This is a genomic window from Pseudomonas anguilliseptica (genome assembly GCF_900105355.1).
GTDB classification, from domain to species: domain Bacteria; phylum Pseudomonadota; class Gammaproteobacteria; order Pseudomonadales; family Pseudomonadaceae; genus Aquipseudomonas; species Aquipseudomonas anguilliseptica.
Map to the genome: position 1 here is coordinate 2,381,824 of NZ_FNSC01000001.1, position 21,201 is coordinate 2,403,024.

Consider the following 21,201-nt stretch of genomic DNA (forward strand, 5'->3'; position numbering starts at 1 on the left):
CGAGTTTTAAATCAGCTGCATCGCGGCTGAAGCCCCTCCCACAAAAGTGTTTTCCCGCGACAAATTGACTCGATAGACAAAAGGCACGGCACTCGCCGTGCCTTTTGTTTTTGGGTCTGCGAAAATGCCCGCACTTTTTCTGCGCCACGGTGCGCGGTGCGCGGTGCGCCAGCGATCCGGGAACCCGCCCGGAGGAGGGGGCGCCGCATGGCGGCGGTCCGCATACTTTCCGCCGTGAAGTTTCCCTGCTGATTTCCAGGAGCCCTGCCATGTCCACCCTGAAGAATGACCGCTTCCTCCGTGCTCTGCTCAAGCAACCTGTCGACGTCACTCCGGTATGGATGATGCGTCAGGCCGGTCGTTATCTGCCGGAGTACCGCGCCACCCGCGCCAAGGCCGGTGATTTCGTCAGCCTGATGAAGAACCCGGAGCTGGCCTGTGAGGTCACCATCCAGCCGCTGGATCGTTACCCGCAGCTGGACGCAGCGATTCTGTTCTCGGACATCCTGACCATCCCCGATGCCATGGGCCAGGGCCTGTATTTTGAAACCGGCGAAGGCCCGCGTTTCAAGAAAGTCATCAGCTCCATGGCCGATATCGAAGCGCTGCCGATCCCCGATCCGGAGCAGGACCTGGGTTATGTGATGGACGCCGTGCGTACCATTCGCCGTGAGCTGAATGGCCGCGTACCACTGATCGGCTTCACCGGCAGCCCCTGGACGCTGGCCACCTATATGGTCGAAGGGGGCTCGTCGAAGGATTTCCGCAAGTCCAAGGCCATGCTTTACGGCAACCCGCAGGCCATGCATGCGCTGCTCGACAAGCTGGCGCAGTCGGTGACCGCCTACCTCAATGGGCAGATCAAGGCCGGTGCGCAGGCCGTGCAGATTTTCGACTCCTGGGGCGGCAGCCTGTCGGCGGCGGCGTATCAGGAGTTCTCCCTGGCTTATATGCAGAAGATCATCGACGGCCTGATTCGCGAGCACGATGGGCGCCGTGTGCCGGTGATCCTGTTCACCAAGGGTGGCGGTCTGTGGCTGGAATCCATGGCCGACAGCGGTGCCGAGGCCCTGGGCCTGGACTGGACCTGTGACATTGGCAGCGCCCGTGCCCGCGTTGGCAGCAAGGTGGCGCTGCAGGGCAATATGGACCCGAGCGTGCTGTACGCCAACCCGGCGGCGATCCGCGCCGAAGTCGGGCGCATTCTCGCGGCTTACGGGCATGGCAGCGGTCAGGTGTTCAACCTTGGCCACGGCATCACTCCGGAAGTCGACCCGGCTCACGCTGGCGCGTTTTTCGAAGCGGTGCATGAGTTGTCCGCGCAGTACCATCAATAAAACCTGCACAAAACAAAGGCCGCATTAGCGGCCTGTGTTTTATCCACGACTTGTTCAGGGCTTACGCAAATCGCGCACGGCCCGTAGCAGCGCCAGTTGCTCGGCTTCGCTGAGCTTGTCGGCGTAGCCGGGCATGGCGCCTGGGCCTTCCTGAATGGCTTCGAGAATATCGCTGTCGCTGTTGTTGTCCTGCCACTTGGCTTTGCTCAGGTTCTGCGCAAAGTACAACCAGCCGCGCAGGGTGTTGGCGCGGCCGTCTTCGGCGTGGCATTTGGCGCAGTGCTGGCGGTACAGCTGCTGGCCGTCCACTTCAGCCTGCGCGGGCAGGCTGACGAGCAGAGTCAGCGCGCCAAGCAGGCCAAGCAGCGCCGGCTTATTTGACATTGGCCAGGTTTCCCTTGAGGGCGACGCCCGCCATCACCGCACCGGCGTGGCATTCGTACTTCTGGCTGTCCTTGTACTCGACGTTCTTGTAGTTGCTGGCCAGGTCGACCACGGCATTGGCGCCGGCAGCCTTGGCGGCCTTTTGGAAGCGGATCAGCGCGGACTGCAGGGCCCAGCTGCAGGCAGCTTCATCGCTCTTGTTGAAGGCGTTGGTCTTCTGACTGGTGGTCACTCCGGATTTGATCACGCTGACCGAACCGGCCGGTTTGTTACCCGCCAGGTAGAACTTCACGCTGCCGTCAAGGCGGCCGGCATTCAGGGCTTCCTGCACGGCGGCCTCGAAGGGCAGGAAGTGGGCGGTGTCGCGGGCCTGGCTGATGCTCGGCAGTGCCGCGAAGCACGCAACAGCAACGAGTAGGTGGCGCAATTTCATGGTGACCTCCATGGTTCTTATGTTTATGAGTTGCTTGGCTCAGGGGTGACAGACAGTTTCATATAGTGCTGGGTCAAGCCGTGCAAGCGTTTCAGCAGCGCGTTGTAGCGCTTGTGAATCTTGCCGTCTGCATAGCGTAGCTTTTCGCTGTCGCGATACAGAATGTCATAACGGGTTGCACTGTAATTAAGGGTAATTGAGGCGCTGTGACCCCGGAAGTCGATGCGCGCCAGGATCTGTTGCGGCCTGTCTTCTTCGACTACCCATTTGCCGTGTGCCAGTGCTTTCAGCAGGATTTGATGAAAGTCGCCGTTGTAGTTGGCGAGCGGCACGGGTTGATGAATTTCGCGGATCGGTTGCACCCGGCTGCAGGCCAGCAAAGAAACGATAGCGAGGCTGACCAGTAGCAGTTTGCTCAAGCGGTACATGGTGGACTCCTTGTCCTGTGGTTTAGGTCCAGCGTTTAAAGATCAGCGAGGTGTTGACCCCGCCAAAGGCGAAGTTGTTGTTCATCACGTACTGGTGGCTCATCTGGCGGAACTCACCGCGCAGGTAGTCGAGTTCGCCGCAGGCCGGGTCGACCGTATCCAGGTTCAGGGTCGGCACATAGCTGTTCGCGTTCATCATTTCGATGCTGAACCAGGACTCCAGCGCGCCACAGGCGCCCAGGGTGTGGCCGAAGTAGCTCTTCTGCGAGCTGATCGGCATCTGGCTGCCGAACAGTTCCTGGGTCGCCAGGGTCTCGGCGACGTCGCCCTGGTCGGTGGCGGTGCCATGGCCGTTGACGTAACCGATGGCGGAAGGCGCCAGGCCGGCATCCTGCAGCGCCAGCTCCATCGCCCCGCGCATGGTCGCCTGCACCGGTTTGGTGGCGTGCTGGCCGTCGGCGTTGCAGCCAAAACCGACAATCTCGGCGTGGATGGTCGCGCCCCGTGCCAGTGCATGTTCCAGCTCTTCCAGCACCAGAATGCCGGCGCCTTCCCCGATCACCAGACCATCGCGGCCGCTGTCGTAGGGGCGCGGCGAGGTGTGCGGCGCATCGTTCTTCAGGCTGGTGGCGTACAGCGCATCGAAGACCATGGCCTCGGTCGGGCAGAGTTCCTCGGCACCACCGGCGAGCATCATGGGCAGGCGGCCGAACTTGATCGCCTCATAGGCGTAGCCGATGCCTTGGCTGCCGCTGGTGCAGGCGCTGGAGGTAGGGATCAGGCGGCCCTTGAGGCCGAAGAAAATGCTGATATTGGCCGCTGTGGTATGCGGCATCATGCGGATATAGGAGTTGGCGTTAAGGCCATCGGCCACCGAGTTGAGCAGCATATTGCCGAACGCCTTGATCTCGTCGGTACTGCCGGTGGAGGAACCACAGGCCACGCCCATCCGGCCGTCCTTGATCGACTCGTCGCCGAGCAGGCCGGCATGTTCCAGGGCGCGCTCGGCGGCGTACACCACCAGTTTCGAGACCCGGCCCATGCTGCGGGTCTGCTTGCGGTTCCAGTGCTTGGGTTGCACAAAGTCATCCACTGGGCCGCCGAGGCGGGTGTTCAGCTCGCTGAATCTGTCCCACTCGTGCATATAGCGGATACCGCTCTTGCCGGCCTTGAAATTCGCCTCAATCGTCGGCCAGTCGCTGCCCAGCGAGGTCACCCCGGCCATGCCGGTGACTACAACCCGTTTGCATCCGTTCATCAGCACAACCCACCGTTCACCGCGAGGACCTGGCGGGTAATGTAGGCCGCCTCCTCGGACATCAGAAAATTCACCGCGCCGGCCACTTCTTCCGGGGTGCCCATGCGAGCGGCCGGGACCATCTTGAGGATTTCCTCGATGGGTACATCGGCATCGAGAATCTCAGTATCGATCAGCCCCGGCGCCACGCAGTTGACCGTGATCTTGCGCTTGCCCAGCTCGATCGCCAAGGCCTTGGCCGCACCGATAATGCCGGCCTTGGAGGCGCTGTAGTTGACCTGGCCGCGGTTGCCGATCAGCCCGGATACGGAGGTGATGCAGACAATGCGCCCGGCCTTGCGCCGCCGGATCATCGGCATGGTCAGCGGATGCAGCACGTTATAGAAACCGTCCAGATTGGTGCGCATGACGATGTCCCAGTCCTCCTCGCTCAGCGCCGGGAAGGCGCCGTCGCGGGTCAGACCGGCGTTGCACACTACGCCGTAATAGGCGCCGTGCTGCTCGACATCGGCCTCCAGCGCCGCGCGGCAGGCAGCGCGGTCGGACACGTCGAACTGCAGAATGCGCGCCTGCTGGCCCAGCTCAAGAATCTGCGCCTGCACCGCTTCGGCTTCCTCGCGGCGGGCGCGGCAGTGCAGCACGATGTCATAGCCGCCCTTGGCCAGACGCAGGGCAATCGCCCGGCCGATACCACGGCTGGAGCCGGTGACCAGAATGGTTTCGCTTATGGCTGCTTGTTCGCTCATGACTGAGAGCCCTCGAATTCTTCCTGAAGATAGCTGGCCACCTGGGGTGGACGGAATACGTTAAGCCTGGCCAGGGCCTCAATGCCCGGGCCGCGTAGCTGACATTCGAATACGCCCATGCCGTTGTCATCCTGCAGCGAGCGGCTCGCATGGATATGCAGCTCGGCTCCGGCCGGGAAACGTTCGACATTGCATTCGTACTTGCGCGTGCCGAGCAGAAAGCCCAGCTCCACGGGTTCGCCGCGCAGACGTGCCTGGCAGCCGGCGTAGGCCGCCACGCTCTGCGCCATCAGCTCAATGCCAACCCAGGCCGGCAGGCTGCCGTCCTCCAGGCTGAATAGGCCGCCGTCACGCACGCTGAGCTGGGTTTCGATGTCCTCGTCGCCAAAGCGCAGCACCCGGTCGATCAGGATCATGTCAGCGGCGTGGGGAATCAGTTCGGCGATTGGCCATTGGCTCATGGGTGTTCTCCTGCTTTGCCCAAATCTTCACCCAAGAGCAGGCTGATATTGTTGCCACCAAAGGCGAAGGAATTGCTCATCAGCCGGCGTGGCCGGTTGCCGCTCAGCGGTGCTCCGGGCGCCACCAGATTCAGCGCCGGCAAGGCCGGATCAGCCTGGCCGTCCCACAGGTGTGGGGGCAGCAGTCGCTCTGGGTTGTATTCGCTTAAGGTCAACCAGCAGAAAGCCGCTTCCAGAGCCCCAGCCGCGCCGAGTGTATGACCGACCATGGGTTTGCTCGATGAACAGGGCACACCATGGGGGAAGACAGCCTGTACGGCCTGGCTTTCCATGGCGTCATTGTGGGTGGTGGCGGTGCCATGCAGGTTAAGGTAGTCGACCTGCTCAGCGCTGATCTCGGCTGTAACCAGGGCCTTGCGCATCGCGGCCTGGGCGCCGAGGCCGTCGGGCTGAGGGGCGGAAATATGGTGGGCGTCCGAGCAGGCGCCGCCGCCAAGCAGGGCGATTGATACGGCACTCCGTGCTGCACTGCCAGGCAGCGCTTCTCTGGTCATCGGCTCTTTAGTCATTAAGAACAGCGCCGCCGCCTCGCCGATATTGATGCCATGGCGATTGACCGAGAACGGGTTGCAGCGCTCGGCCGAGACCGCTTCCAAGGCGGAAAAGCCATTCAAGGTCAGACGGCACAGGCTGTCCACGCCGCCGCAGATCACCGCATCGCACAGGCCGAGGTTGAGCAGACGCTGCGCGCTCAGCAGTGCGCGGGCGCCCGAGGTACAGGCGGTGGAAATACTGAAGCACGGCCCGCTGAGGCCCAGCCAGTCACTGAGGAAGTTCGCCGGTTCAGCCAGCTCCTGTTGCGCATAGTGATAATGCGCCGGCAACTCGCCCTCTTTGAGGTAGGTGGCGATGCCCCGGCTGGCTTCTTCGATGCCTGAGGTGCTGGTGCCGAGTACCACGGCGATACGCTCGGCACCGAAGCGGCTGATGGCGGCGCGCAGCTCTGGCTCGATTTCCTGCGCGGCGGCCAGTAGCAGCTGGTTATTGCGGCTCGGCGGATGGCCCGGCAGCTTGGGCAATTCAGGTAAATCGCCGGGCACGGCGCCGACGGTCAGCGCGCGCTCGGCCACCCAGCCGCTTTGCGCCTGCATGCCGCTGCTATCGCCGGCAAACAGCGCTGTCGCCACCGCCTGCTTGCCTTGGCCGAGGGCGCAGTTAAGGCCCAGTGCGTTGAGGTAGACCGGCATCAGGGAATCTCTTCGTCGGCGAGGGCATAGACCCGGTAACTCAGTTCCGGGCCCTGGCTCAGGGTGAAATCCAGCGGCGCGTGGTAGTCGACCAGCCAGTGCGGATTAAGCCGGCGCTGACCGTCGGCCAGTTGCTGCCAAGTGTCCGGCGCATAGCTGGCGGGCAGCTTGTCGAGAGGTGTAAGGGCGAACAACAGGGCGGCGAACAGCTCTTGGGCTTCGCTATTGGGCGGTAGCAGGCCATCGGCGCGCCACTTGCCATCTTCCAGCAGTTGCCGCGCCAGGGGGATGCCAAGGGGATCGAACAGCGACCAGCGCAGTGCCGATTGTTCTGCCTGCACCACCAGCCACCAGGTCTGCTGATCCGCACCTTGCTGGCGTTCGACGCGCAGCGATGCGGGCAGTGGCGTGTCGAAGGTCGGTGCGCTTAGCGGTAGCGGCGTGTGGGCGGCGCAGGCGCTGAGCAGCAGGCCAAGGCCAAGCAGGAGGAGGCGTTTCATGCCTGCGTTGCCTCCAGCGGCTTGCGTGCCACCACGTTGACCAGGGTTTCGTTGCGTTGGCCAACCGGCTTGGCTTTCATCAGGCCCCAGCGTTCCAGCAAGCCGAAGTCTTTGGAGCGGCTCCACCACAGATAGGGGGAGGAGATATTTTCGGCGGCAAATTCGAAGCCCTGGCTGCGCAACATGGCCAGATAGCCCTCGGCGCTTTTCTGTACATGCATCGGGTGGCGGAACAGCCAGCGGATCACCCAGGTATCGATGTAGTACTGGGTCGACTCGGCAAACAGCAGGTAACCACCCGGCTTGAGCACGCGCCAGAACTCGGCCAGGGCCTGCTCCTGCTCGACCAGATGATGGAAGGTCTGGTGACAGAACAGCAGGTCAACGCTGGCATCCGGCAGGTCGATGGCCGCGCAGTCGCTGGTGAGCAGTTGCACATCCAGACCCAGGCGCTCGGCCTCGGCGCGCGAGCAGTCGAGGCTGTGCGGGTCGGCGTCCAGACCGATTATTCGCGTCGGTTTGAACGCCTCGGCGAGCAGGCCGAAGGATTTGCCCTGGCCGCAGCCGGCATCCAGCAGTACCGGCGCGTCCGGCAGCGGAGCGGCGAACAGGCCGCGCAGGTCATTGATCGCCACGCGCAGCACATGGTGCTGCCAGACGTGGCTCTGCAAGAACCAGAAGCCGAAGCGGGTTTCCTCGACGTAGGTGGGTGAAGCAGGGGTGGCTTCGTGCATCGACTGTCCTTAGTTGAACCTCTTTACGAGCTTGCGAGCTAGAGCCATACAAGGCGCTACGTTAGTAACAGCCTCCGGCTGGTCAAGCAGGCGAGCAAAGCGATGAGCATAACTCGCTTCGCTCGCCCTTCGGGCCGTCCTGCGGACGTTCAGTGACGAGTCACTGTCCGAGCCTGTTTTTAATGCAGTAGGGCCGACGCGCAGCTGATCGTAATAGGTTCTCAGTTAATGGCGCAGAGTTCGGCGAGTACCCGCAGGCGGCGGCGCGGTTCGGCGACATAGGGGTTTTCCTGATCCCAGGCGTAGCCGGCGAGGATCGAGCTGATCATCCGGCGGATTTCCGGCTGGGCCTTCTCGAAATAGATCACGTCCTGGAAGCTGCCGTCGTACCAGCCTTCGACATACACGCGGAAGGTGTCGACGCCGCGCTTGAGCGGGATGGCAAAGTCCAGCTCCCAGTCCACCGTCTCGCCGCTGAGCTGACGGTGCAACAGGCCAGCGGCCATGCTCGCCGAACGCATGGCGATGGTCACCCCGGAGCTGAACACCGGGTCGAGGAACTCCGCCGCGTTGCCGGGCAGGGCAACGCCTGGACCGTGCAGGGTTTTCACGTTGGCCGAGTAGCCACCAATGGTGCGCGCCGGGGTGTCCCACACGGCATTTTTCAGCACCTTGTGCAGACTGGGGGTCTCTTCGATAAATTGCTTGAGGCAGGCATCCAGGTCTGTCGGGCGACCCTGATAGCGGGTGGCATCGGCGACCACGCCCACCGAGCAGCGGCCGTTGCTGAACGGGATGGTCCAGAACCATACGTCGCGCAGGGTCGGGTGGGTGGTTATGAGAATCTTCTCGCGGTCGAAACCCGTACCCTCGCTGCGGTCTTCGACATGGGTAAACACCGCCTGGCGCACCGGGAAGTTCGACGGTGTATCGAGGTCGAGCAGACGCGGCAGCACGCGGCCATAGCCGCTGCCATCGAGGACGAAGGCGCACTCGACCTGGTACTCATGGCCGTCGGCGAGACGGCGTACCGAGAGACGCGGGCAGTCGCCGCTGAAATCGACGGCGAAGATTTCTTCTTCATAACGGATTTCCACACCCTGCAGCTCGGCCTGATCGGCCAGCAGCTTGTCGAAATCGGCGCGCAGCACCTGGTAGGTCGAACCCTGACCCTGGGTGAAGGTGTCGCGGAAATCGAACTCGGTGTAACGCTCGCCCCAGCCAAAGGCCGCGCCATGCTTGGTCTGGAAGCCGGCCGCGCGCACCGCGTCGAGCATCCCGGCTTCTTCGACGAAGTCCAGGCAATGCGACAGCAGGCTCTCGCCAATCGAGAAGCGCGGGAAGCGCTGGCGCTCCAGCACTAGCACGTCATGGCCATTGCGCTTGAGCAGCGCCCCGGCAATCGCCCCGGATGGGCCGGCACCAATGACCACGACTTGGCGTTGTTCGACTTCAAGAGACTTCATAGCGGCTTCTTGCCTCATGCTTGGCGGCGTGTGGGTAAGCACCGGCGAGGGCCGGTAACAGGGTCGAGATCAGGCCCATCAGCATCAGGGCGAAATACAATGCTGGGCTGATTATCTGCTGTTGCAGCAGCAGATTGAGAAAGATGATTTCAGTCAGACCGCGGGTATTCAACAGCAGGCTTTCGCGCCACTGCCCCGCATGGGCGCGTAGCTGACCAGCGGCCCAGCTCAGACCCAGCCAGTTGCCGGCCAGTTTGCTGATGATTGGCAGCAGCAACAGCGCGCCGAACTGCCAGGCCGAATATTCCTGCCAGGCGTCGTGCCAGCTGATCTGCAGCAGGCCATAGGCCAGAATCAGCGGCACCGCCAGCCAGGTTTGCAGCCAGCGCAGCAGTCCGGCAGACAGTGGCAGGCGTAAAGGCAGGCGCAGGGCGGTGAGCAGCAGCAGGTAGGCGATGCCAAACACCAGGGCATTCAGCTGCAGTTGCTGCATCACCAGCAGCAGGATGAGAAAGCAGCTGCCATTGAGCCACGCCGAGCGCAGCGGCAGCCGCTTCAACAGCAGTGGCAGGCTGGCGGCCAGTAGCGGCCAGAGCAGGGTCGCCGGTTCGCTGCTGCCCTGGACCAGGCCGAAGATCAGCCAGCACAGCACGTCCATGATGATCGCCGCTTGCAGCAGCTGGCGGATCTTGGCCTGCGGGTAGCCGATGTGCTGCAGGTAGAGAAACAGCACCGGAATGGCGGTCAGGGCAAACAGCAGGCCCACGGCAATATCGGCCAGCAGGCCTTGCTCCGGTAGCAACCAGACTGCGCAGGCCAGGCCGCAGAAGAACGGCACAAAGAAACTCGGCAAGGCGATCTGCAGGCTGCCGGGCTCCAGTTGCAGATCGACCACATCACTGAGGATATGCCCCAGCAGCAGACAGAAGGCCAGGCCATACAGCGGCTCCAGCCAGGCCGGCGCGAGCAGCTCGCTGGCGCCGAAGCCCAGTGGCGTACTCCACAGCATCAGCAGCGGCAGGCCCAGAGTGGCCAGCAGCAATTGGTTGACAATCGGGATCAGGCGCAGGTGTTTGCCTAGCCAGGTCACCAGGGCAAATAACGCGAGCAACGCCAGCCAGGCCAGGGCGATGGTCATGCCGTCTGGCTCCGGTGAGCGGGGGCGTGCTGAGTGCCGGCCCAGGGCGCGAGCAGAAAGCAGAACAGCAGGCCAAGGCTGATCGCCAGGCCGAAGTTGGCAATCGCCGGGGTGTCGCTGATCAGCAGCAGGCCGAACGACAGCCAGCTGGTCAGCGCCGAAAGCAGGGTGCCGAGCAGGCTGACCGCTGGCCCACCGATGTTTTCGCGCATGAGGATGGCGTAATCGACGCCGATGGCAGTGATCAACAGCAGGCCGAACAGGCTGAACAGGGTCAGCGGCTGGCCCAGCCAGCCGAGACAGGCCAATGCCGCCATGGCTGCCAGCAGCGGCAGGCAGACCACCCGCAATGCGCCGCCGAGGCCGAACGGCAGGCACAGCAGTAACAGGATGGCGATGGAGGACAGCAGCTTCAGCTCGGCGGCGCTAAGTTGGGTGGCGCTGAACAGTGCGTTGAGCTCGCCGATCCGGTCCACCAGTTGCACCCCCGGCAGGCCCTCGACCAGCGAGTTGAGGCTGGTGCTGTTGCTCAGCCCTTGCAGGCTGACCAGCCCGGCCACACCCTCGGCGCCGTTCTTGCTGTGAGCGCCCAGCCATAGCGGGCGCCAGGCCTCGCCCAGCGGGCTGGCCAGGGCTTGCTCAAGGCTGGCCTGATTGTTCTGTTGCAGTTCCAGCAGTTCGTTATGCAGCGCGGCCGGCGGGATGCCCAGGTCGAGCAGCGGCTGCCAGTGCTGCGGCAGTGCACCGAGCGCCGCGCGTAGTTTCTGCAGTTGGCTGTCGGGGGCGACCAGTTGGCTCAGGGCGCGGTAGCCACGCAACTGACCGTTGTGTACCGCCTGATCCAGACGCTGGCTCAGCGCCGCCTGGCGCTCCAGCAACTGTTGCGGATTCGCGGCGCGCACCAGAAAGAACTGGCTGGTGGGCTGTTGGCCGGTCAGCTCGGCAATGCGCTGGGCCTCGGCCAACAGTTGCGGCTCCTGGCCCAGCCACTGGCGCAGATCATTCTGCGTATGCAGCTGCCACAGGCCGCCGGCGCAGAACAGCAGCAGTAACGCCAGCAGCGGTGCACTGCCGACTTTGCCCAGCAGACGTGCCCGAGTGGCCAGCAGGCGTTGGCTAAAGCTCAGCAGTTGCGGTGATGGGCTTAACCGCAGGCCACGCAGCCAGGCTGGCAGCAGGCACACCGAGCAGAGGTAGGCGGCGATCAGCCCGGCGGCGGAGAACAGCGCGACCTGGGTCAGCGCCGGAAACGGGGTGAAGGCCAGCGCCAGGTAGCCGATCAGATTGGTGCCCAGGCTCAGGCTCAGACCCGGCAGGGTGGCGCGCAGCGCGCCCCAGCTGCTCCAGCTTTCGCGGCCTTCGGCGTTGCTCCAGCTTTTACTCAAATAGTGTTGCGGGTAGTCGGCGGCAACCCCGACCAGGCTGGCGCCCAATACCAGGGTCAGGGCGTTGATCTGGCCGAATACCAGTACGCAGGCGGTGCAGCCGGCCAGCAGCGCCATGCCGATCGGCAGCAGGCTGACCAGCACCCGCACACGGCGGAAGGCCAGCAGCAACAGCAGCAGGGTGCCGAGCGTGGCACCACCGCCGATCAGGCTGATCTCGCGGGTGGCCTTGGCCTGTCCGGCGGCCGCATACAACACGCCGCCAGCCGCCAGCAATTGGCCATCGGCGGTTTCGATCTGTGCACGGGTAGCGGCGACCTGCGCGGCCATCAGCGGCGGCTCCTGCATATCAAACGCGCTGCCCTGGGCGCTGGCGCGCAGCAGGGCCCAGGTCATGCCAGGTTCTTCCAGCAGCAATGCGCCGCTGCTCAGGTCGGCCTGGATGCGGCTGCCGGGATTTAGCGCCTGTTGCGCGCGTACACCCAGGCCCAGCCAGTCCTGCTCGATGGGCAACAGGCTAAAGCCGGCGAAGGTGTCGAACAGCTGGGCGGTGCGTTGTTCGATCAACTGCTGCGGTTGCTCCAGCAATAGCTGACGATCTGCCGCAGGTAGCAGGGCCAGGCGGTTGCTGCGCAGGTAGTCGCGCAGCGCCGCGAGGTCGCTGTCGACGTTCCACTGCACCTGGGCAAAGCGGCCGCTGTCGCGCCATTGCTCGCCCACCTGCTGCGCCAGGGCAATCGCCTGATTGCGTTGCGGGTGGCCAATCAACAGCAGCAGGTCGCGATTGAGCGGCTCCTGCATACGTTGCTCGGCCTGCTGCACCAAGGCGTCGCCGCTGCCGGCCGGCAACAGCGCGAGCATATCCGCGGCTACGGGCGGGCCGTTGCGCCATTGCCAGGCGGTGAGGGTCAGCAGGGCAGCGAGCAGCAGCAGAAAGCCGCGCGGCAGCCAGCGTTCACTGAGCAAAGTCACGCTGCTCCTGCTCAGTCAGGGCACTGCCGGCCTGGCTATCCGGCAAGCGCAGCACGCTGTAATCGCCCTGGGTTTCATGCAGCTCGATGCGTTGCACCAGCGCGCCGCCGTCGATCTGGATACGGCTGAAAATCTGTTTGAGCAATACCGAGTTCGGCACCAGACGCAGTTGCCAGGCCTCGGCGGTGCCGCTTAATTGCAGCTGGAAGTCGCGCGCCAGGCCGCTGTGGTCGCCCTTGAGTACGGCGAGAAACAGCCGACTCTGCTGGGCGGCCACGTCCTGGCCGGGCTGTTGTTGCCAGCCGCTCGGCGTACGTTTGGCGATGCCCTGGCCGTCGATGCGGTAATCCTGTTTGAGCGGGCTTTGCAGCTGCCAGAGCAGACCGAGGTCGCGGCTGAGGACAAACTGGCCACGGCTGGTCAGCGGCTGCGGCAGGGCGCGCAGGTGTTTTTCCTGAATCAGTGGGCCGCGTACCACGGCAGGCTTGGCCAGCTGGGCGCTGAGCTGATCGAGGTCGAAGGCCAGCGCCTCCTGGCTTAGCAGCCAGAGGCCGAGGTATGCCAGCAGACGTTTCACGCCAACACCTTCTCAACCGCCTCGATCAACACCTTGGGCGACACGAACTGCATTTCGCGGGTGGCGATTTCCACCGCTACCTGCACGCTGCTGCCACGGGTCATACGCTCCCCAGTCGCTGCATCGCTGATCAGGTAGTTGATCTTCAGGCGGTTTTCCCACTCCAGCAGATCGGCGCGTACGCGGATGCGCTGGCCGAACTGGGCGCCACGGATATAGCGGATCTGCAGGTCGATCACCGGCCAGGCGTAGCCGGCGTCGCGCATCTGCCGGTAGTTGTGGCCGAGCTTGTCGAGCAGCGCGCCTCCTCGAAGTATTTGACGTAGTGGCCGTGCCAGACCACTTCCATCATGTCGACGTCGAAGAACGGCACCTGCAGTTCGATTTCCGCCTGCAATACGCCTTTGCTACGCATAAAGCCTCCAGTGCTGCTCGCGGATGCGCACCAGGCACAGGCGCAGTTCGGCCTCTAGGGCGCGGTCTTCGATCACCGGGTGGAAGTCCACGGCTAGTTGTTCGCGCATGGCGGCGACGGGTGCGGGAATATCAATCTTGCCGTCGCGCTGGCGCAGCCACACACCCTGGTTGGCGGCCAGCAGGGTGGCGGCGGCGACCTGCTCGGTCAGCTCCAGGCTGCGCAGGGCGTCGCGCGCGGCGATGGTGCCCATGCTCACCTTGTCCTGGTTGTGGCATTCGGTGGAGCGCGAGAACACGCTGGCGGGCATGGTGTTTTTCAGCGCTTCGGCGGTCCAGGCGCTGGTGCCGATCTGCACGGCCTTGAAACCGTGGTTGATCATCGCGCTGACGCTCGGTGCGCCGGACAGGTTGCTTGGCAGGCCGTGGTTGTAGCGGGTGTCGACCAGCAGGGCGAGCTGGCGGTCGAGCAGGTCGGCGACGTTGCCCACCAGGTTCTTCAGACTGTCCATGGCGAAGGCGATATGCCCGCCGTAGAAGTGCCCGCCGTGCAGCACGCGTTCTTCTTCGGCGTCGATCAGCGGGTTGTCGTTGGCGCTGTTCAGTTCGGTTTCGATGAACTGGCGCAGCAGGCCCAGGCTGTCGGCCAGCACACCGAGCACATGCGGTGCGCAGCGCAGCGAGTAGCGATCCTGCAGGCGGTGCAGCGGCGCGGTCGGCGCGTCGATGGCCAGGTCCTGGCGCAGCCAGGCGGCGACCTGCATCTGCCCAGGGTGTGGCTTGGCGGCGAACAGGCGCTCGTCGAAGTGTTCCGGGTTGCCCTCCAGCGCCACCACGTTCAGCGCGGTGATGCGCGTGGCCAGCTTGAGCAGGTAGTCGGCGCGGGAGAATGCCTGGCAGGCCAGAGCGGTCATCACCGCTGTGCCATTCATCAGCGCCAGGGCTTCTTTCGGCCGCAGCACCAGCGGTGTCCAGCCCAGCTCGTTGTGCACGTCGATGGCGTTGCGGCGCTCGCCGTTGAACAGCACTTCGCGCTCACCGCTGAGGGTCGCGGCGACGTAGGACAGTGGCGTTAAGTCGCCACTGGCGCCCACCGAGCCTTCTTCCGGAATCAGTGGCAGTACGTCGTATTCGAGAAACGCCTGCAGGCGCTCCAGCAGCTCCACGCGTACCCCGGAAACGCCGTGGCACAGCGACTGCAAGCGAGCGGCGAGCACGGCGCGGGTGCTGGCTGCATCCAGCAGCTTGCCCAGGCCACAGCCGTGGAAGGTGTACAGATGACGCGGCAGTGCCTCGACCTGATGCAGCGGCACAGCCACCACGCAGGAGTCGCCGTAGCCGGTGGTGACACCGTAGATCACGCCTTCCTTGTCCAGCAGACTGTCGAGAAAACGCGCGCCCTTGGCGATTTTTTCGCGGTAGGCGGCATCGCTTTGCAGTTGCGCCGGGGCGCTGCGGCTGGCCAGGGCGACGACCTGCTCGATACGGAGGGGCTGTTCGCCAAACACGATGGGATCAGGCTGATGTGTCGTCATCTTCATTCCAGAACGGGTAGAAATTGAACCATTGCAGGGGCGCACTCAGGCAGCGCTGGGCCAGGCGGTCGGCGTAACGCTGGGTGCATTGGCGGATCGTTGCATCGCGCTCGCTGCGCTTCCATGGCGGGCGCTCGATAAAGGGTTCGAGGATCACCTGGTAGCGGCCATCGATCTTCAGGCAGCTCATCAGGTTGACCGGACATTGCAGCAGCCCGGCCAGCAGCCAGGGGCCTTGCGGGAAATCCGCCGGCTGGCCGAGAAAATCCACGCTGACCTTGCGGCTGCCCTTGAGCGGCACGCGGTCGCCGGCAATTGCCAGCCATTCGCCGCGCTCCAGGCGCTCGGACAGTTGCAGCATGATCGCCGCGTCCAGTTCGCTGACCTGGATCAGGCGCATATGGCTGGCCCCGGCGTCGGCCAGCAGGCGGTTGAACTGTTCCGCGTGTTTGGTGTGCAGCAGCACGTTCATCTGCACCTGCGCACCCACTTCAGCCAGGGCGCGGCAGACCTCCAGATTGCCCAGGTGTGCGGCGACCAGAATCTGCCCGCGGTTCTGTCGTTGCAGCTGGCCGCAGAGGTCTTCAGGGTCGATCAGGTCAACCTGCTCCAGGCCGAGGCGGCCACTCCACACGTCGAGCTTGTCGAGCAGGGTGTCGGCAAAATGCATAAATTGGCGGAATACCGAGAGGCGGCTCGGCTTCAGCTCGGCGCGCCCGCTCCAGGCAGCCAGGTTGCTCTGGTAGTGGCGGATGCTACGCCGCGCCTTGGCGCCGAACAGGTAGAAATACAGCACGATCAGATACAGCAACGGACTGATCAGGCGACGACCCAGCACACGTGCCAGCCAGGCGGTGAATTTCATCAGGATAAAGCTGCCGCGCTCGCGCTGGCTGGCCCAATGGCGTTGATCGCTCATCCGCGCCACCTGTGCCAGAGAATCAGTGGGGCGCGCACTAACATGCCGAAGAACAGCTTGGAGTGCATCTTGGAAATCAGCGCGTTGTCGAGCCACAGGCGAAAGTGCGAGAGGCCGTTCAGCGGGTAATGCACCCTGGTCGGCAGCCAGTGCATCGGCTGATTGCGCCAGGCCAGGCGCACCAGAATCTCGGTGTCGAAATCCATACGCTTGCCGATGTTTGCCGAGTCGATCAGCGCCAGGGTGGCGGGCAGCGGGTAGACGCGGAAGCCGCACATGGAATCGCGGATGCTCAGCGACAGGGTGTTGATCCACACCCACACGTGGGTCAGGTAGCGCGCATAGAGGCGGCCTTTCGGCACGCTCTCGTCGTACTGCGGGTAACCGCAGATCAGTGCTTGCGGTGCGGCTTGCGAGGCATTGATAAAACCCGGCAGATCGCCGAGGTCGTGCTGCCCATCGGCGTCGACCTGCAGCGCATGACTGAAACCCAGGCGCGCCGCTTCCCGCAGACCGGCCATCACCGCGCCGCCTTTGCCCTGGTTGATCGGCAGGCGTACTAGGTGGGTGTCGGGTTGTGCGGCCAGCTGATTCATCACCGCTGCGCAGCTGCTGCTAGATGCGTCATCAACCAGCACGCAGGGCAGGCCGGCCGCATGCAGCGCGGCGACCACCACGGGCAGGGTGTGTTCGTGGTTGTAGACCGGGATCACCGCGCAGGGCTTATGCATGGCAATGTTCTACGCGGATGTTAGTCACGGGCATTGCGTAGGTTGGCGCTGAGCCTGCGAAGCCCAACGACCAGCGCCGCCAATGTTGGGCTTCGTGCCTCAGCACCAACCTACGGGCCAACCGACAAGAGCCAATCATTGTGCTGGCCCCAGCAAAATCCGCCCGGATGAGCAGGCCGCTTCGCCGTTACGGAAGGCGAAGTACAGCTTGCCGCGCGCCGCGTCGAAACGCAGGTTCAGCTGCAGCTGATCGCCGGGGCGCACCAGTTGCTGGAACTTCAACACTTCCATGCCGCTAAAGCGCGGCGGCAGATCCGTGATCAACTGCCGCGCCAGTTGCTGCGCCCAGTCGATCTGCACCACGCCGGGAAGCACCGGTGTCTGTGGGAAATGTCCGCTGAAATGGGCCAGGTCCAGCGGCACCACCAGCTCCAGCTGCCATTCGCCGTCCTGCTCGACAGCCGAGAGTGGCACCACCTGAGTTGGGCGCGGTTCGGCCAATACTGTTTCCACTGTGGCTTGCGCCAGTTTGCCCTGGCTGTTGTAGGGCAGCTGGGCGAGCAGGCGCCAGCGCCGGGGCAGGGCAATGGCTTCGCAATGGCCGGCCAGATGGCGGCGCAGGGTTTCGGTGACGGTCTTGCGGCCCTGGTTGCGCAGTGCGTGCAAGCCGGCCGGGCTTAACGCCACCAGCGCGCCGAGGTAGGCGCGGCCTTCCTGCATCACGCCGAGGCGCGCATCGCTGAGCCATTCGTGGCTGCTCAGCGCCTGTTCGAGCATGGGCAGGGAAATACGTTTTTCTTCCAGTTTGATAATTCGGTCCAGGCGGCCGCGCAGGATAAAGCGGCCATTGGCCTGCAGTTCCACCGCATCGGCGGTCTGCTCACGATGGCCGGCAGGTAGGTAGGGCGAGGTCAGGTGCAGGGCACCCTCGGCGTGTTGTCCCAGGTCGACCCCGGCAAACGGCGTCCACAGTTCGCCACCCTGACGCCAGGCGATGCCGCCGGTTTCCGAGCTGCCGTAGATTTCCGTGGGCCATTGGCCAAGCAATTGATGCAGCTCGGCTGCTGTCTCGCTGGGCAGCGCACCGCCGGAGGAAAACACCTGACGCACCGCGCACAGCGCCGGCCAGTTAAGGTTGTCGCCCATGCGTTTCAACAGTGCAGGGCTGGCCACCCAGGCGAAAGCAGTGCCGGTTGCCAGGCTTTCACGCTGCAGGTCTTCGGGGAACGGCTGGGCGCGGCGCAGAAAAGCGCGGCCGGCGCACAGTGGCCAGAGCACACGAAACAGCAGCCCGTAGATATGTTGGGTGGCGACGCTGCCGAGGATGGTCGCGCTACCCAGTTGCGCGCCCCATAGCTGCTCCAGGGCGGTGACTTCATTGGCCAGTTGGCGCAGGGTTTTATCGATCAGCTTGGCTTCGCCGCTGGAGCCGGAGGTGCACAGGGTCAACCTGCATTGGTCGAGATTCAGCGTGGCCGGCGGCAATGCGGCACTTTCGGGATTCAGCAGGTCATCCAGGTTGTCCAGCCACAGGTCGCACTGCGCACTCAGACGCTGGCGGGTGTGTGGCTGGGCATCGGCCGGCAGCAGCACGGCAATCCCGGCGCGCCAGGCGGCGAGCATGGCAATCGCCAGCTCGGCGGCGTCGTCCAGATACAGGGCCAGGCGCTGTACACCACGGCCTTGTAGTTCAGCGGCCAGTTGCAGGGCCTGCTGGCGCAATTGGGGCTGATCCAGGTCTGCGGTTACTGCGCGGCCTGGGTGGGCGTCGAGCAGCAGATGCTCGAGGGGCAGCCAGTTCATTCATGTCTCCTTACGTGCTGGCGTACCAGCCACTCACCGGCAAACAGCAGGCCCATCAGGCCGTAGGCAATCAGCCCGGTATACAGCGTCCACCAGCTCAGCGGCGCCCAGAAATTCAGCGCCACCACCACCAGGCCGTTGGCCAGGAAGAACCAGGCCCAGACTGCTGTGACAGTGCGCGTGTAGCGGATCGCCACTTCCGGCAGCTGCGGCTCGGTCAGACGGGCCAGGCGCTCGATCAGCGGTGGGCCGAATTTCAGGCTGAGGCCGAACAGCGCCAGCAGCAGGCCGTTGAGCAGCACCGGATACCAGCGCAGCAGTGCCGGCTCACCTGCCAGACCCAGCAACAGGCAGAACCCCAAGGCTACGGCGGTCATCCAGCGGTTGCCCGGCTTGCCCCATTGGCTCAGCGCACGCACCAGCCACAGACCGCCAAGCACGGCGGCAAACAGGCGTGGCGACAGATGCTCCATGCCGTAGTACACGGCAAAGGGATAGAGCAGCCCGGCCAGCAGCAGGAGCAGGCCAAATAGGCGACTCATTATTCGCTGGCTGGGGCGTTGACCAGCTGCAGCACCGCCTCGACCACGTCACCGACGGTGCGCACAGCCTTGAACTCCTCGGCAGCGAGCTTTTTACCGGTCTGGCGTTTGATGTGGTCGATCAGGTCAACGGCGTCAATGCTATCGATCTCAAGGTCCTGATAGAGGTTGGCCTCGGGCGTAATACGTTCGGCGTCCAACTCGAACAGCTCGACCAGCGCGTCGCGCAGGGTGTCGAAAATCTCTTCACGGGTTTGCATCGGCGGCTTCCTCAGGCGGTCTGTTGCGATGACACGAATGCCGCCAGGCTGGCTACGTTGGCAAAGTGCTTGCGGGTGTCTTTGGCTTCGGCGTCGATCTTGATGCCGAAACGTTTCTGGATAGCCAGGCCAAGCTCCAGGGCGTCTACCGAGTCCAGGCCCAGGCCTTCACCGAACAGGGTCAGGTCGGCGGCGATGTCTTCGGCCGCCATGTCTTCCAGGCCCAGAGCGTCGATGATCAGGTTCTTAATTTCCAGCTGTAAATCGCTCATCTTTGGCGAGCTCCTTCATAAAGTGTTGGTGCAGAAACTCGTTGAGTTTGCGTGAGGCGATCGGCGGTGGTCCCATGGCATTGAACTGGTTTGGGTCAATATCCTCGCCTACGCGCAGGCGAATGTGAAAGCGGCGCGACGGAATGCTGTACCAGGGCTCGGCCTTGGTCAGGGTGGTGGGGCTGACGCTGATTACCACCGGCGTAACGATGCGCGCGCCGCGCAGGGCAATGGCCGCTGCTCCGCGGTGAAACTCCGGGCTGTGCCCCGGCGTGGTGCGCGTGCCTTCGGGGAGCACGATCAGGGTCTGGCCGCTCTGCAGGGCGCCGGCGGCCTCGTCGAGCATGTCCATGCTGCCGCTGTTGCTGATATAGCCGGCGGCGCGGATCGGCCCGCGCATGCTCGGGTTATCCCGCAGGCTCTGTTTGACCACACAGTTGGCGTCGCGAATAAAGGCGATCAGCACCACCACGTCGATCAGTGACGGGTGGTTGGCGATGACCATCTGCCCAGGCTGGCTGAGGCGTTCGATGCCTTCGACCTCGTAGGTCAGCACGCCGCTGCGGTACATAAAGCGTACAAACAGGTAGAAGGTCTTGCTCACCACGGCGCGGGCGCGGGTGCGCCGGCTCAAGGCATCACCCGGCAGCAGGGCCAGCAGCGGGAAGATCAGCACGCGCAGCAGCACCCCGCCGATGCCGAACAGGCCGAAACTCAGGGCCGTGGCAATCAGCCGCCAGAGATAGGGCGCGCTGTAACGGCTCAGGCCTTGTTGCGTGACCAGGTCCATTGTCGGCTCTTCCAGTGGTGCTGCAGGGTCGGCTGGTCGCTGCACAGGGCGCGGACCAGGTTGAGGGCGTGGGGCCATTGGCTGACGGCGCCGTTGGCGCGGCTCAGTTGCAGCTGCCAGTCATCACCCGGCGTCAGCAGCAGGCCAACGGCATAGGGAAACGGCACGTCGTCGATAAAAGGCGCGTAAAGCGCGGGCGGGGTTTCTTCGGCAATCACCAGCAACACTGCCGGTGCGCCATCGTGGAGCATGCCGCAGGCTTCCAGTATGGCGTTTTCCAGGCCATCGCCGGCACCGGCAATGGCCGTCATTTCGCTGTGATCGCCGCGCTGGATCGACCACAGACCGATGATCGCGTTGTGCACCGAGAGGCTGAACTGGGTCGGCGACAGCGGCTCACCATGCGCCAGGTCGGTAAGGATGCTCAGGGTGCGCGGGGTTTCGCCATGCCGGCTGGCGAACACCATGGGCAATTGCGGGTGCGCTTCGGCCAGCGGCCAGGCGACGTGAAAGGCCATCCGCGCCAGGCGGCTCAGGCGTCGGCGCTGCATGGCCGGCAGCGTGCTGACATCCGGCTGTTGGCCAGTATCGACCAGGCGTGACGGTGCCTGATGCCAGGCGCACCAGTCAGTCGTGCTGTCCAGGCCAGGGGCCCAGGCACGCCATTGTTCGATCCTGAAATGTGTCACGCGGTGGGCGTCCATGTCGGCTACGGCCAGCCGCAATCAGCGGAGGGCTTGGCAGCAGGTGTGGCGAAGTGCTGGCATTATCCAGACCGTACGGGCCGTGCGCAAATCTATGGTTTGTTGTTCTGACCGGAGGCAGCGCGGTTTTGCCGAAAATCTCGCCCTTGTCACGTAGTTTGCATA

General features: G+C 64.1%; 23 protein-coding genes and 1 pseudogene. 1 reads left to right on the top strand and 23 read right to left on the bottom strand.

What is annotated here, in order from left to right; all coding sequences use genetic code 11:
* The first annotated feature begins 269 nt into the window (after positions 1 to 269).
* The gene (gene hemE / locus BLW24_RS11460; RefSeq protein WP_090380584.1) at positions 270 to 1,337 is read left to right on the top strand and encodes a uroporphyrinogen decarboxylase; all 1,068 of its coding nucleotides are present in this window, start codon (positions 270 to 272) and stop codon (positions 1,335 to 1,337) included.
* 54 nt (positions 1,338 to 1,391) lie between these two features.
* On the opposite strand, the gene BLW24_RS11465 is transcribed toward hemE, so the two are convergent.
* The 23 genes and pseudogenes from BLW24_RS11465 to BLW24_RS11575 form a co-directional block, all read right to left on the bottom strand.
* The gene (locus tag BLW24_RS11465; protein ID WP_090380588.1) at positions 1,392 to 1,721 is read right to left on the bottom strand and encodes a c-type cytochrome; all 330 of its coding nucleotides are present in this window, start codon (positions 1,719 to 1,721) and stop codon (positions 1,392 to 1,394) included.
* On the bottom strand, positions 1,711 to 2,154 hold the full coding sequence (locus tag BLW24_RS11470) for an excinuclease (RefSeq protein ID WP_090380594.1): 444 nt from the start codon (positions 2,152 to 2,154) through the stop codon (positions 1,711 to 1,713). Before BLW24_RS11470 ends, BLW24_RS11465 begins: the two co-directional genes overlap by 11 nt.
* A 23-nt stretch (positions 2,155 to 2,177) precedes the next feature.
* Complete coding sequence (locus tag BLW24_RS11475) at positions 2,178 to 2,582, bottom strand: hypothetical protein (RefSeq protein WP_090380597.1); 405 nt, start codon at positions 2,580 to 2,582, stop codon at positions 2,178 to 2,180.
* 22 nt (positions 2,583 to 2,604) lie between these two features.
* Complete coding sequence (locus tag BLW24_RS11480; protein WP_090387708.1) at positions 2,605 to 3,840, bottom strand: beta-ketoacyl-ACP synthase; 1,236 nt, start codon at positions 3,838 to 3,840, stop codon at positions 2,605 to 2,607.
* The gene (gene fabG / locus BLW24_RS11485) at positions 3,840 to 4,568 is read right to left on the bottom strand and encodes a 3-oxoacyl-ACP reductase FabG (RefSeq protein ID WP_090387707.1); all 729 of its coding nucleotides are present in this window, start codon (positions 4,566 to 4,568) and stop codon (positions 3,840 to 3,842) included. Before fabG ends, BLW24_RS11480 begins: the two co-directional genes overlap by 1 nt.
* Positions 4,569 to 4,582: 14 nt before the next feature.
* Entirely contained in the window at positions 4,583 to 5,047 is a 465-nt protein-coding gene (locus BLW24_RS11490) for a hotdog family protein (protein ID WP_090380600.1), read from the bottom strand.
* Positions 5,044 to 6,294 carry a beta-ketoacyl-[acyl-carrier-protein] synthase family protein gene (locus tag BLW24_RS11495; RefSeq protein WP_090380603.1) on the bottom strand — a complete coding sequence of 417 codons (1,251 nt, stop codon included), beginning with the start codon at positions 6,292 to 6,294 and terminating at the stop codon, positions 5,044 to 5,046. Before BLW24_RS11495 ends, BLW24_RS11490 begins: the two co-directional genes overlap by 4 nt.
* Positions 6,294 to 6,794 carry a DUF3261 domain-containing protein gene (locus BLW24_RS11500; RefSeq protein WP_090380606.1) on the bottom strand — a complete coding sequence of 167 codons (501 nt, stop codon included), beginning with the start codon at positions 6,792 to 6,794 and terminating at the stop codon, positions 6,294 to 6,296. Before BLW24_RS11500 ends, BLW24_RS11495 begins: the two co-directional genes overlap by 1 nt.
* Positions 6,791 to 7,528, bottom strand: coding sequence for a class I SAM-dependent methyltransferase (locus BLW24_RS11505; protein WP_090380609.1), 738 nt, complete (start codon positions 7,526 to 7,528; stop codon positions 6,791 to 6,793). Before BLW24_RS11505 ends, BLW24_RS11500 begins: the two co-directional genes overlap by 4 nt.
* 221 nt (positions 7,529 to 7,749) lie before the next feature.
* Positions 7,750 to 8,994 (bottom strand): NAD(P)/FAD-dependent oxidoreductase, encoded by a 1,245-nt coding sequence (locus BLW24_RS11510; protein ID WP_090380612.1) that lies wholly within the window; start codon positions 8,992 to 8,994, stop codon positions 7,750 to 7,752.
* Positions 8,981 to 10,132 (bottom strand): cation:proton antiporter, encoded by a 1,152-nt coding sequence (locus BLW24_RS11515; protein ID WP_090380616.1) that lies wholly within the window; start codon positions 10,130 to 10,132, stop codon positions 8,981 to 8,983. Before BLW24_RS11515 ends, BLW24_RS11510 begins: the two co-directional genes overlap by 14 nt.
* Positions 10,129 to 12,489 (bottom strand): MMPL family transporter, encoded by a 2,361-nt coding sequence (locus BLW24_RS11520; RefSeq protein WP_090380621.1) that lies wholly within the window; start codon positions 12,487 to 12,489, stop codon positions 10,129 to 10,131. Before BLW24_RS11520 ends, BLW24_RS11515 begins: the two co-directional genes overlap by 4 nt.
* Positions 12,473 to 13,066, bottom strand: coding sequence for an outer membrane lipoprotein carrier protein LolA (locus BLW24_RS11525; protein ID WP_090380623.1), 594 nt, complete (start codon positions 13,064 to 13,066; stop codon positions 12,473 to 12,475). The genes BLW24_RS11520 and BLW24_RS11525 overlap by 17 nt, the downstream gene beginning before the upstream one ends.
* Positions 13,063 to 13,481: pseudogene (locus tag BLW24_RS11530) on the bottom strand (acyl-CoA thioesterase). The gene BLW24_RS11525 and the pseudogene BLW24_RS11530 overlap by 4 nt, the downstream one beginning before the upstream one ends.
* Complete coding sequence (locus tag BLW24_RS11535; RefSeq protein ID WP_090380626.1) at positions 13,474 to 15,015, bottom strand: HAL/PAL/TAL family ammonia-lyase; 1,542 nt, start codon at positions 15,013 to 15,015, stop codon at positions 13,474 to 13,476. Before BLW24_RS11535 ends, BLW24_RS11530 begins: the two are co-directional and overlap by 8 nt.
* Positions 14,996 to 15,934 carry an LpxL/LpxP family acyltransferase gene (locus BLW24_RS11540; protein WP_090380629.1) on the bottom strand — a complete coding sequence of 313 codons (939 nt, stop codon included), beginning with the start codon at positions 15,932 to 15,934 and terminating at the stop codon, positions 14,996 to 14,998. Before BLW24_RS11540 ends, BLW24_RS11535 begins: the two co-directional genes overlap by 20 nt.
* Positions 15,931 to 16,665, bottom strand: coding sequence for a glycosyltransferase family 2 protein (locus tag BLW24_RS11545; protein WP_090380632.1), 735 nt, complete (start codon positions 16,663 to 16,665; stop codon positions 15,931 to 15,933). Before BLW24_RS11545 ends, BLW24_RS11540 begins: the two co-directional genes overlap by 4 nt.
* Before the next feature lie 135 nt (positions 16,666 to 16,800).
* Positions 16,801 to 18,468, bottom strand: a complete 1,668-nt coding sequence (locus BLW24_RS11550) for an acyl-CoA synthetase family protein (protein ID WP_090380635.1) — start codon at positions 18,466 to 18,468, stop codon at positions 16,801 to 16,803.
* Complete coding sequence (locus BLW24_RS11555; protein ID WP_090380638.1) at positions 18,465 to 19,010, bottom strand: COG4648 family protein; 546 nt, start codon at positions 19,008 to 19,010, stop codon at positions 18,465 to 18,467. The genes BLW24_RS11550 and BLW24_RS11555 overlap by 4 nt, the downstream gene beginning before the upstream one ends.
* Positions 19,010 to 19,270, bottom strand: coding sequence for an acyl carrier protein (locus BLW24_RS11560; protein WP_090380641.1), 261 nt, complete (start codon positions 19,268 to 19,270; stop codon positions 19,010 to 19,012). The genes BLW24_RS11555 and BLW24_RS11560 overlap by 1 nt, the downstream gene beginning before the upstream one ends.
* Before the next feature lie 11 nt (positions 19,271 to 19,281).
* Complete coding sequence (locus tag BLW24_RS11565; protein ID WP_090249897.1) at positions 19,282 to 19,542, bottom strand: phosphopantetheine-binding protein; 261 nt, start codon at positions 19,540 to 19,542, stop codon at positions 19,282 to 19,284.
* Positions 19,517 to 20,332 carry a lysophospholipid acyltransferase family protein gene (locus BLW24_RS11570; protein ID WP_167360356.1) on the bottom strand — a complete coding sequence of 272 codons (816 nt, stop codon included), beginning with the start codon at positions 20,330 to 20,332 and terminating at the stop codon, positions 19,517 to 19,519. Before BLW24_RS11570 ends, BLW24_RS11565 begins: the two co-directional genes overlap by 26 nt.
* Positions 20,305 to 21,036: a beta-ketoacyl synthase chain length factor gene (locus BLW24_RS11575; RefSeq protein WP_090380645.1), complete on the bottom strand. Its 732-nt coding sequence runs from the start codon at positions 21,034 to 21,036 to the stop codon at positions 20,305 to 20,307. Before BLW24_RS11575 ends, BLW24_RS11570 begins: the two co-directional genes overlap by 28 nt.
* Positions 21,037 to 21,201: the final 165 nt, after the last annotated feature.